The sequence below is a fragment of the Clostridium thermarum genome, from assembly GCF_006351925.1.
Taxonomy (GTDB): Bacteria; Bacillota; Clostridia; order Clostridiales; family Clostridiaceae; genus Clostridium_AU; species Clostridium_AU thermarum.
In genome coordinates, this window is sequence record NZ_CP040924.1 from 3,582,567 (window position 1) to 3,594,423 (window position 11,857).

Annotated in this window: 8 protein-coding genes; 2 read left to right on the forward strand and 6 right to left on the reverse strand. The window is 33.8% G+C overall.

Annotation, left to right across the window (positions count from 1 at the left end):
• Positions 1–99: 99 nt before the first annotated feature.
• The gene (locus tag FHY60_RS16495) at positions 100–1,806 is read left to right on the forward strand and encodes an ABC transporter ATP-binding protein (protein ID WP_139906051.1); all 1,707 of its coding nucleotides are present in this window, start codon (positions 100–102) and stop codon (positions 1,804–1,806) included.
• A 21-nt stretch (positions 1,807–1,827) separates the two neighbouring features.
• Entirely contained in the window at positions 1,828–3,057 is a 1,230-nt protein-coding gene (locus tag FHY60_RS16500) for a nucleotidyltransferase domain-containing protein (protein ID WP_139906052.1), read from the forward strand.
• A gap of 61 nt (positions 3,058–3,118) precedes the next feature.
• On the opposite strand, the gene FHY60_RS16505 is transcribed toward FHY60_RS16500, so the two are convergent.
• From FHY60_RS16505 to FHY60_RS16530, 6 genes are all read right to left on the reverse strand, one after another.
• Positions 3,119–5,278 carry a right-handed parallel beta-helix repeat-containing protein gene (locus tag FHY60_RS16505; RefSeq protein ID WP_139906053.1) on the reverse strand — a complete coding sequence of 720 codons (2,160 nt, stop codon included), beginning with the start codon at positions 5,276–5,278 and terminating at the stop codon, positions 3,119–3,121.
• A gap of 170 nt (positions 5,279–5,448) precedes the next feature.
• A complete protein-coding gene (locus FHY60_RS16510) occupies positions 5,449–6,651 on the reverse strand; it encodes a glycosyltransferase family 4 protein (RefSeq protein WP_139906054.1) in 1,203 nt (400 codons plus the stop codon).
• Positions 6,626–7,879, reverse strand: coding sequence for a glycoside hydrolase family 88 protein (locus tag FHY60_RS16515; RefSeq protein WP_139906055.1), 1,254 nt, complete (start codon positions 7,877–7,879; stop codon positions 6,626–6,628). The genes FHY60_RS16510 and FHY60_RS16515 overlap by 26 nt, the downstream gene beginning before the upstream one ends.
• Positions 7,880–7,884: 5 nt before the next feature.
• The gene (locus tag FHY60_RS16520) at positions 7,885–9,411 is read right to left on the reverse strand and encodes an MATE family efflux transporter (RefSeq protein ID WP_139906056.1); all 1,527 of its coding nucleotides are present in this window, start codon (positions 9,409–9,411) and stop codon (positions 7,885–7,887) included.
• Complete coding sequence (locus tag FHY60_RS16525; RefSeq protein ID WP_139906057.1) at positions 9,408–10,616, reverse strand: polysaccharide pyruvyl transferase family protein; 1,209 nt, start codon at positions 10,614–10,616, stop codon at positions 9,408–9,410. Before FHY60_RS16525 ends, FHY60_RS16520 begins: the two co-directional genes overlap by 4 nt.
• Before the next feature lie 74 nt (positions 10,617–10,690).
• Complete coding sequence (locus FHY60_RS16530) at positions 10,691–11,806, reverse strand: glycosyltransferase (protein ID WP_139906058.1); 1,116 nt, start codon at positions 11,804–11,806, stop codon at positions 10,691–10,693.
• Positions 11,807–11,857: the final 51 nt, after the last annotated feature.

Sequence of the window (11,857 nt, forward strand, 5' to 3'; positions counted from 1 at the left end):
TTTAACATGTACTAAGTTATATACTTTGCCTAATATACTATAAGCAAGTGTGATATCCATGCTTATACTAAATTTATTCAAAAAAGGGAGTAATTATTAATGAAAGACATACTAATAAAGTCCAAGTGGCTTTACAAACACTTTTCTCAATTTAAGCTGTTTTTACTTTTCTCTATCGGTCTCAGCGCCATACAGTCCGGTCTTAATGTTTATAAGGCAGTGCTTGGGAAAAATTTAATTGATGAAGCAGCTTCAGGCCAACTCTCCAGCGCAATGAAACTTTTATTCATATTAGCAGGAGTTCTAATCTTTGAAGTTGTTTTATATTCTCTTACTTCATATATAACCACATATTGCTCAACGGATTTGACCAATAAAGTCCAAAATAACTTGTTTCATCACATTACATACAGCCTATGGATTGAATCTTCAAAGTACCATAGTGGAAATCTTCTTACCAGAATAACTGATGATGTAACAATAGTGACAAACCTATTCGTTAGTACAATCCCAAGCATAATATCCTTTACCGTTTTATTGATAACTTCATTTGTTGCACTATTATTTTACGCACCTGAATTGGCAATAATAAGTCTATTAGCAGCCCCAGTAATACTAGCTCTAAGTAGGGTATTTGCCGGAAAAATACGAAGACTTCATATTGAGGCTCAGCAAACAGAGTCTACCTATAGATCCTTTATTCAGGAAACATTACAAAACAGTCTGATTGTTAAAACCTTTTGCTTAGAAAGGTCCACCATGGATAGTCTTGATCATATTCAGCGGAAGAAACTAAAAATAGCTTTATCCCGTAGTTTTATAAGTATAGTTTCAAATGTGATACTTTTCATAGGTTCACTATTTAACTATTTCCTTGTATTTTTATGGGGAGCCTTTAAATTATCTGCCGGTACAGGGTCCTTCGGTACACTAACAGCCCTGTTGCAGCTAAGTGGAAATATTCAAGGTCCTATGTCTAAACTGGCCAGTTCATTTCCCCAAATAATAACGGCCTTTGCTTCAGCGGAAAGACTTATGGAAATTGAAGCCATAAATCTTGAACCTAAAAAATCTATTGCACCTAATACGCTTTTAAATAACATAAAGCATCCTTCCATTGAGTTTAATGATATATGTTTTAGCTACACTCCAAATGTGCCAATACTTAAAAATATCTCTTTCAATATACCTTCCGGAAGTACTGTTGCACTTATAGGTCCCTCTGGTGAAGGAAAAACCACATTAATCAGGCTAATATTATCTTTAGTTAATGAGCAACAAGGAAAAAAATTCATAGCCCATGAAAACAAACTAATTGGTTTAAGTCCTGATACAAGAGAACTGATATCTTATGTTCCTCAAGGTAACACACTGTTCTCCGGAAGTATTTCAGATAATTTAAGATATGGAAACTATGATGCCACAGATGATGAATTAATTGAAGCACTGCAGGTATCTTCCGCTTGGGAATTTGTTGAGAAATTTCCGGCCAAGCTAAATGCATTAATAGGAGAAAGAGGGACTGGCATATCTGAAGGACAAGCTCAAAGGCTTGCCATTGCACGTGCACTGCTGCGTAAACGTCCTATTCTTATTTTAGATGAAGCAACCTCTGCTTTAGATGCTGAAACAGAAGTAAACATTCTGCAGGAGCTCAGAACCCTTCCTTATAAACCTACAATTATCATAATAACTCACAGGGCATCGGCCTTATCTATATGCAACATGGTGCTTAAGCTTGATAAGGGGCACTTACATGACGTCACAAATCTCCTTAAATCAGAAACTGCTATTGAAATTTTATAATATAGTAAATGAGGTATATTTATGAATAGTGTACAAAGTCATTTAATAGACTTCTTGTCCTTCTCTATACAAGGCAAAAAGACTTCTGCTAAAAATATAAGTAAGAAAGATCTTCATTGGCTCATTAAAGAAGTTAAGGCCCATAATATTCAAGGTCTTGTATACTGCGGCATTGATAATATCCAATACTTGGAATCTATTGATAAAGAGCTAATTGACTCTTGTAGAAAAGATGTCTTTGTAGGCGGAATTCTACAAATTCAACATATTAACCAGTTAAAAAAAGTTTTTCTTGAGTTTAACAATAATCGTATACCCGTAATAGCCCTTAAAGGAATCTTTCTGAGAAACCTCTATCCTCGCCCTGAGCAAAGAACTATGTGTGATGCAGACATATTAGTACACAAAGAAGATTTACAGAGGGTAAGAGAGCTTCTTACAAGGCTTGGGTATACTGAGTCAGAGGATTCAACTCCGGCACATATAAGCTTTCAACATGAAAGGTACCTGCCAATCGAGGTTCATTGGAGTCTATTTGACAGCCGTTATTTTAGAACTACTTCTATGCTTCAAGATGAGGTATGGCAGAAAGCAGAGATGAAACAAATAGATGAAGTTCAGGTACTCAGTCTATGCCCGGAAGACTTCCTACTTCATCTATGCGTTCATATGGCTATCCATATGAGAAGCAGCGGCTTTGGCCTGCGGCAATTATGTGATGTGACTCAATTTATTAGGGCAGCAAGATGGAGTATAGATTGGCCTCACTTTCAAAAGATTATAAAGGAATCTAACATTGAAAGGTTCTGCTTATCTATCTTAAAGGCATGTGAAAAATTATTCCACTTAGACCTTCCCTCAGAGCTGGACTTTTGTGATAAGATAGATAAAAAATATATCAACATACTTATATCTGATATATTCTCCAGTGGGGTTCACGGAAACCGAAGTATGCACCAGACCTTTGGAAATACATTGCTTAATTCAAACGTTGTCTTTGGTGAAAATAGCCCGGTAAAAATAAATAGTGTCCTTAAAATAATATTTCCCCCAGCAAATGTATTATCTCACAGCTATAGTTATGCTAAAAAATGTAAACCACTGCTGCCGGTGGCATGGGTACATCATTTGCTGGCAGGTATTTTTAATAAAAGGTATTCCTTTATAGATAAGTTAAGCTTCTTATTATTGTCCGATCTTACCTTTAAAAGAAGACTTAGGCTCATAAAAGCTTTAGACCTACAGAAATAAAAAGTGGTAGAAAACTTACTACCACTTTTTGTATTATATTAACTATTTCTTATATTATAGCTTAATTATAAATGATAAAAAATTGATTGCTAATATACTTGGAACTTAAAAGCTCTGCACCAACTACCAGATTATCCTTAGCAGTAAATATAAAAACTCCGCTCCCGATATTTACACCATCAAATACATAGGCATACTTACTCAAAGTAAAACTATTTCCTTCTATTACTGCCTTTCCATTTGGCAGGCTGTAAGTTGAATCATATATATTAAAGACCGGCTTGGTAATTTGATTATTTACTTTATTATTCTTAAATATCAGACTCTGCATTTTGCCAGCAGATATATCTATAAATGAATTATTACCGGACAGCATACTTATCTCACCATTCTGAACATCTACTACAGAAACTGCCGCCCATGTGGCTACTAAGATTTTACTGTCAGTAAACTTACACTTTCTTGCCACAATAGCTTTAGTATTGCTGGTGGTACTGCTGATAGTATTGATAAAATGACATGATTGAAAGCTAACCTCTCCCTGGCAGTTTAAGTTTGTTCCCTGTACTATGCAATCATACAGCTGCGCTGAGATATAGTCTCCCTTTTGACAGTTTATAGTACATCCTCTATATACACCCGCTAATCTCACTGACATGGAAGCATCTGTTATTATTGACGAATTTGTAATTTCTTCTCCTGGTGGCAGTGAATTTATAGATGTATTAATAAACCTCTCATTATCAATTGCTATTTTTGCATCCAGGTCTTTCTTCACAATATTAACCTTGGTATTAATATAGATATTACCTGAACATACAGTGTTTGTTGAGTACTCATAATAAACACCTAAACCTGTGCTTTCAAACTTATTATTATTAAATCTATAGTTAGTTGCTCTTCCATACATATTAACAGTACTAGTGAAATGGTTATTATCAAAAATAATATTATCTCCGGCAGGAACTACCACATCTCCACCATTTTCCACGAAAGTATTTCCTCTAAAGATATAGCCATCCATGTACTCCCAACCGTCCTCCATATCTATGGCATATCCTGGTGCCCCCCCTTTATTATTTTTTAAAATATTATTTTCTATAAGAAAATCTCTTCCTCCGCATAAACCCATACCCAGGCATCTATTATCTTCAATTAGACAATTTGTTATCTTTATTCTATAAGGGCTTCTGTAATTGGTTAGGAATACAGTTGTATTATAAAAATCAGTGTCTCCCTTTGTAGGAACAGTAGCTTGATGGAATACAAAGTGCACATATACAGCCCCCTGGGGAATAGGGACCTTTTTGTATTGCCTGCACATCTTAAATGAAGATATAAAATTCATATCTCTATTATAGAAGTACGCATCATAGGTTTTGGCATAAATATATGGATATCCCATATATCCTTTATTATATCCCAATTCAAGTTCTGTTCCCGTTCCACTTATATCCATGGGCTGGATAGTTCTAATAGTTCCTCCCGTACTGTTTAAAATCCCCTCCTCGGTTATTCCCCCAATTTCAAGATTAGATTTTGTTACTCCTGTTATCAGATTTGATATATTTTTACCTAGAGAAGAGGAAACTCCGTAACCGGTAAAGCTCCTGACAGTAATGTTATCCATTTCACAGTTTTCGCAGTCATTGAAAACTACACCACAATTCCACTCATGGGATCCCTTTATAGTAGTATAATCATGTTCATACCTATCTCCCAGCAGGGTGCCATTTATTAATCTTGCGTTCTTACATGCAGTGAAATTTATCATAGTAGTGCCTTGTTTGCCATTAGGATTAATTTTAAGGGTAGATCCATTAAGATCCAAGGTCATATTATCCAACATTATTATAGAAATATTTTCACTTATGCAGTATTCCCCTTTTGGTAGTATTACCTTAGTAAAACCCTTTTCCTTAGCAAACTGAAGAGCATTATTTATTCCAATGGCGGTTTCCACGGGACTTGTACCATTATTCTTTACCCCAAATTTATTTAATTCAACAACATAATCTGAAAGTTTTTTATAGTTAAAGATGATGTATGAGTTTGGGGTAACTTCCATATTTAATGCCTTTGAGAGGTCGCCACCAGGAACATAAGTTAAATTTTGCAACTTATAGCTATATCCATCAATGGTCAAGTCATTATAATCTTGATCCACTACTAATCTGTCACCGGTATTCATGTCTAAATGCCTTGAGTTTAAGCTTGCCATATAGTGTTCTCCTCCTTAATCTTCTGCAGGTTAAGATAATATTTTTACTACATATTATGGAATTCAGATATGATTTGTGTCGAAGGTTCATAGTAATATCTGAATATCCCAAAAAAGAATAAGGTCCTTTATAATTCTCTTAAGGACCCTATAAATACACACTCTACAATTCAGACCTTTCTCCTGCTGGCAGTAAGCATTAATATATGCTCGTAAGCCCTAGCACAACTCTCCCATGAATATTTTTTAAGTATTTTGCTCCTGGCATTTTCTTTCAATAGCATTTGGGCTTTCTTATTAGTTATTAGTTCAATTACACCCTTTGCAAATTCATCTGCATTATTTCTGATTAGTAATTCTTGTCCATCTTTTACATCTATCCCATCACAGCTTAACGGTGTTGCTACTATAGGTATACCTGTTGCCATGGCTTCAAGTATTTTATTCTTAATACCTGCTCCGGATACTAACGGCGAAACGTATACGTTTCCCATCCACAGATATTTTCTGATGTCATCAACATATCCAGTAACAAAGACATTCTTTATCCTACTTAAGTCCCTTATTGCCTTAGTTGGATTTTTACCTACTATATATAATTTAACATTTGGTATTTTTTCTCTTACTCTCGGTAATATTTTATCAATAAAATAAATCATTGCATCCACATTAGGCTTATAATCCATAATTCCACTATAAATAACAGTATCCGGCTCTACATTCACTTCACTATTAGGATAGAAGTAATGAACATCTACACCATTCGCTATTGTAGTTGCTGAAAAACCAGGATAAAAATTCCTTACAAAATCTATATCTTTTTGAGATACAAATATGCAGTTATCATAATACTGGTAAACCTCTTTTTCATATCTCTCCATTTTTCGTCTTTCTATTTTTAGTAGTAACTTATTCTTCAAATTTGCAGTATTTTTTTCATAGGTATTCAATAATAATGACATACTATCATGAGGAGTAATGATCTTGGGAATTTCTTTATATCTCATAGTATATTGACATAAATTTAGTTTATCTGTGTATATAACATCGTAGTTATTATAAGACAATAAATCCTTTATTGCTTTTTCCATATTATTTGACTTTACATATGCAAAATCAGGATATGTTCTAACTAAATATGAATACTTACTATTTCTTTTAATATTGTATCTCTCATCATTTTTTACAGTTACCAATTTGCTGCACAGTTCTGCTGTGGCTTTCTCTGTAAATTCAATATCTTCATTATGAAAAGTAACAAGATCAATTTCATGTTTTTTTGATAAATACTTAAGCACGTGATAATTTATTAATGTACAGCCATTATAATGGGCTGGTATTGGTATCCTATTTGTAAGATATAATATCCTCATAGTTACCCCACCTATATTTTAATGAGTTTACAGCTGTGATTGCCCTAAGTGTAATTCCTTGGGTAAAGGGTAATTCTCTAAAAACAAAGGAATAAATCCCAATACCTTTGGTATCTCCTTGCGAAAAATCCACTATTCCATTTTTTCTTGTGCTTGCCTGTAGCTTATGAATGCCTCTTTCGACATACTTATTGTAAACTTCATAACTAATGATTTTTTTGCATATAGCACTTCCTAAAAAATATGTACATACTGCAGTAGCGGAGGAGTCATAAATGTTATCCTTTAGCAATAATGAGTGTCCCCATCCACCATCTTCTCTTTGAAATTTGACAATTGCAGATGCAAGTAACACTATTTGTTCTTTAATAAATTCTTTTGCTGGATGCTTATCCTGTAATTCATTATAAGTATCAAGTAAAGCTAAGGCATACCATCCTACTCCACGGCCCCAACCATAGATGCCCAAAGGAATTTTGTGCTCTACATGGTAGCCATGGGCTGGTATGTACAAATTAGAGTGAATACCATACTTTACATACTCTTCTATTTGCTTAATTGCTAAATTTACCAGTTCTGGTCTGTTGTATAGCTCTCCAAATCTCACTAAAAATGCACATACCATTCCCAGTGTATCTACTAACCGATATGTAGGGATACTTTTTCTATAAAATATAGTTCCATCCTCTCCAATATGATCTAATATTACATTAACAACCTTCTCCATGGGCCTATAAAATGTATCATCATACTGTGGAAATTTCATAATTGAATAAGCAAGTACAGCATAATCTATGTTCCTTACCTGATCCCTCCAATTGTAATTTTCATCAAAAATTACATTTATTATATCCTTAAATATGTCTTTTGTCTTTTGTTCCTCTGGATTACCATTAATGTATTCTGCTAACCCCAGCATTACACTACCACGCTGCCAAGCCTGAAGTTCCTTTGTATAAAACCTTCTTGAAAGCTTTTCTAATAAGACAAAGTGCTGGTTATCTGACACTTGAACCTTAGGCATAGAAACTGACCATTTACAGCAGATATCCCTTACAGCCTTCTCCCAGCTTGTCTCAGTCTTAAATTGACCAATGCCTTTACGAAGCCATATTTCCTTTTTTATTAAATAATAATCATAGATTTTTAATATCATTAGGGTTAATGATAACACTATGAATGCAGACATCATAAAATATAGTACTATTTTAATAATTGCTGTTAGCAATCTTATCACCCCTGCATAGCCATCTTCAGTCTCCTGAACACAGTACTCTTAATTTTATTTCTTTCTTCACCAGTCAAAATTAAAAAGTAAACCACAAAGAGATAGATACTGGAAATAATACCAGCACATATAAATAGCCTGGTCCAGGTATTAATTGAAATAATAGCTTTAAATACTGTACTTATTATTACAACAGCACCCACTCCAATTACCGGCAAAATTATCCCCTTATAGTATACATTACTTGATTGTCCAGTTATTCTTGAACTGTATAATGGTGTAAATATCAGATTTTTCATTGTAAGAATTACTATGCTTGCAATAACTATTCCATAGCTTCCTAATTTAAAAGTTATGCTTAGTATTATTGCTAAAGTAAAATTAACCCCCCCCATTATCAATGTTACAATTGCTGGTATTCTTACCCGGTTGGCAGCTTGGAATATTCCAAATAAAGGTTGAACTGAAAGGTTTACCGAAAGATGTATTGTCATTAGAAAAAATAGAAGCGCATATCCTTTAAACTCTTCTCCAAGCCATAAAGATATCAAGTTGCCACCTAACCCACAAGCTAGTCCCACTGGTAAAGCCATAATTATTCCTGTGATCTTTACAGCTTTATTAGAGTAGTTTACTAACTCCTCCAACTTTCCCTTAGCAAACAAGGCTATCATAGTAGGTGTGAAAACAACGGTTATAGTGGAAACAAAACCTCTTAATAGATTGGATAACTGTAATAATGCGGAATATTCCCCCGCTCCCTTTGCTCCTAGGGCCCAATTGGCCACAAGCATATCTATCTGTAGAAATAGAACTGCTCCAACATAATTTATGGAACTCCATATACCTGAGCCAAATAATTCTTTAAGCTTTTGTAAATCATACTTTTTCAGATTTAGATTTATACCGGGCATCAATTTTTTAAAATAGTATATATTCAGGGTAAATATAATTATTGAAGCTATTAATGAGCCTAGGCTTACAAACCACAACCTGGCAGTAAAAAAATTGAGAAGTATTACAATAAAAATTGAGCGCAAAATAGTATTTATACTTCCCAGCATTCCGCTAATATCCATTCTATTTTCACAAAACAATGCCATACTGAAGGAAGAACCAATGTCCGTGAGGAAAAATATGACTCCATATAAGAATAAACTTAATCTAACATCAAAGATGATGCTGTCTGGAACATTTAATATTCTTTTTATATAAATAATAATAAGTAGAAGCACAATGGAACTAATAACTGAGAGTATAAGGGAATTCACCAAAGATGTATTAAAATATCTTTCTGCACTATCTTTGTCTCCGGCTTTAATAGAGAATGTAAAAAACCTGGATACCATACCGTTTAAGGCAATTGTTATAACCGACATATAATTAACTAGCTGTTGAGTCAGCGGAATAAAGCCGTAAGCTTCTGAACCTAATGAGCGGATTATAAAAGGAGTAAGCCACATAGCTACCAATAAAGATACGGCAAAGGACATCATATTAGCTATCATATTTACAGATAATCGTTCCCTCATCTTCCCTCATCCTTACCTATTTTTATTATTTCCTTCAGTTTTAACATTGCTGCTTCAGCTTTGCTTATATACTTTGGCATAAAACTTTCCAGATGATTTCTAATCAAATTTTCATTAGTAAGTATAAAATCAAATTCTTTAATAACTTGATTTGGATCCAATAAATGTTGTACTGGAATTACAAAATGTTTTTCATCTCCAAAGATATCTCTGGCAATGCCTCTGGCTTTTACACTGTAACCCAATGCAAGAGCTGGTACGCAACTTGAGTACGCCGCTATGGTTGCATGGGTTCTCGTTCCTATAAAGAATCTGCAGCTTGAAATAAAGCCTTTTAACTGTGCCGCTGTATATTCTTGGCCTAGGAGTACAATCCTCCCGCTGTCCCTAAACCTTTCATATAAATCTTTTAATACATCATAGTCATTATTTCCTTCTATAGTTACATGAGGTACTAATACAATTTTAAAATCTGTTGACCTAATTATATATTTTATAAGTTCTGTAAAAGATAACAGCACCTTCCCATATTCCTTCTCATATCTAATTATTAGTGGGCTAACATTAATACCTATCATTTTATTTCTTACCCACCCTCCCGGTAATGGAAGTTCTTCTTTTTCCAAAGTAAATGCTGGATCTGGATACAAGAACAGATTTTTATTAATGTTCCTTCTTTTAAGTTCATTAAAGGTTATACTTTCCCTTATAAACAGTGCATCAAAGCTCCGCAGGTCCTCTTCCATCCTGTCACTAATTGCAGCTGTATCAATAGAGGCTCCCCATAATACAAGCCTCTTTCCTGCCCTTTTTATGGCCCGATTCATAGCATAAAGGTGAACCGGTTCCCCATAGCAATAGTTGTCTCCACCTACTGATAGACATATATCACTACTTACTGCTTCCTGAATAGCTTCTCTTTGAGAGATGATATAGGACTTTTCAAAATCCTTTGACACTTTATTAAAATATACAGTCTTTATCCATGGTATTGTATATTTTTTTATTTCCGTACAGTGTGAAATATACCCGTCTATATTTTTAATATATATATTTGTATCTTTTTCATGGTTAAATGACGCAACTTTAATAGATTTATTATTAAAAGCTCTATTTATTAAATCTGATGTACTCCTAATAATAGCCTCACAGCCATGATTTTCATTTGAGGTATGGCCAAACATAAAAACTTTTACTTTACTCATAGTTCACCTCATTAATATCCTGCTCAATAACTTCAGGCAGACAATAAAATGTTCCTAAATTCCGGTTTCTAAATTTATAGTGCTTCTTCCATTGCAGCTATCAGTCTATCCATGCTAAAATAATTGCCCCGTATTATAGCTTGTTTTTTATAATGATTATACCTTTCTTTGTTTAACAAAAGTGACTTTAAAGCTCTATATAATCCCTCTTCACTATTTTCAGTAATAATACCGTATTCATTTTCCCCTAATAATTCCAGCATTCCTGCGCAATCAGTTGCTACCACTGGCTTTCCTAATATAAGGGCCTCTGTTACTACAGTGCTTAGTCCCTCTGCTCTTGATGAGCATACAAATAAGTCTGCTTGTCTGATATACTTATAAGGATTTGACTTAAAACCTAATAAACTAACGCATTCTAAAAGGTTATTATTTAAAATGTATTGCTCAAGATTAGCTCGTTCCTCGCCCTCACCTATTATCCACATCTTAAATAATAACCCCTCATCTCTTAATCTCTTTGCCGTACCTAGTAATCTATCATAGCCCTTTACCTTAACTAATCTGCCCACAGAGACTATGGTAAAACTTTTATATTTGGTTATATCTTCAATTTGTTCTTTAGACTTTGATATAATTGAATTCTGATCTATTGGATTATATAGTACATTTACAGGGATGCTAATATTCATTTCTTTTTTAAATGAACTGGCCACAGATTTTGATACTGCAATTAACCGGTCATACTTGAGGTATGTCCTTTTTAACGACTCTATTTGTCCTTTATTTATTTCCTTTAATAGATTACTTGTATCTGTATGAAGCCAAGCATATTTTAATGATGCCTTATTGTTTGATCCAGTAATTACCTTAGTAGGCAGTCCCTCAGAAAAAGCTACTTCAATATCATACTTTCCTTTAATATATAACTTGTAAAATATTTTTGCAGGCAGCCTATTTAATAATCTATTAAACATTTTATATCTCTGCTCATTTGCAGTATCACATAAAAAGGTATACTTTATATGGCTTGAAAACAAATTCTTAAATTGAATCTGATAATCTTTGTAAATGCTATTATTATATATGGATATAACCGTAATATCATACTTGCTCTTATCCAAATTATTGACCAGGTCAATAAGCACCTTTTCTGCTCCGCCCACCACTAATGATTCTATTAAAAACATTATCCGTTTTATATCTATTCACCACCTTTTAGTTTCTTTAGTAGCACATAT

Coding starts and splice junctions, on each gene's coding strand:
- FHY60_RS16495 (WP_139906051.1), top strand. CDS start 100: ATGAAAGACATACTAATAAAGTCCAAGTGGCTTTACAAACACTTTTCT.
- FHY60_RS16500 (WP_139906052.1), top strand. CDS start 1,828: ATGAATAGTGTACAAAGTCATTTAATAGACTTCTTGTCCTTCTCTATA.
- FHY60_RS16505 (WP_139906053.1), bottom strand. CDS start 5,278: ATGGCAAGCTTAAACTCAAGGCATTTAGACATGAATACCGGTGACAGA.
- FHY60_RS16510 (WP_139906054.1), bottom strand. CDS start 6,651: ATGAGGATATTATATCTTACAAATAGGATACCAATACCAGCCCATTAT.
- FHY60_RS16520 (WP_139906056.1), bottom strand. CDS start 9,411: ATGAGGGAACGATTATCTGTAAATATGATAGCTAATATGATGTCCTTT.
- FHY60_RS16525 (WP_139906057.1), bottom strand. CDS start 10,616: ATGAGTAAAGTAAAAGTTTTTATGTTTGGCCATACCTCAAATGAAAAT.
- FHY60_RS16530 (WP_139906058.1), bottom strand. CDS start 11,806: ATGTTTTTAATAGAATCATTAGTGGTGGGCGGAGCAGAAAAGGTGCTT.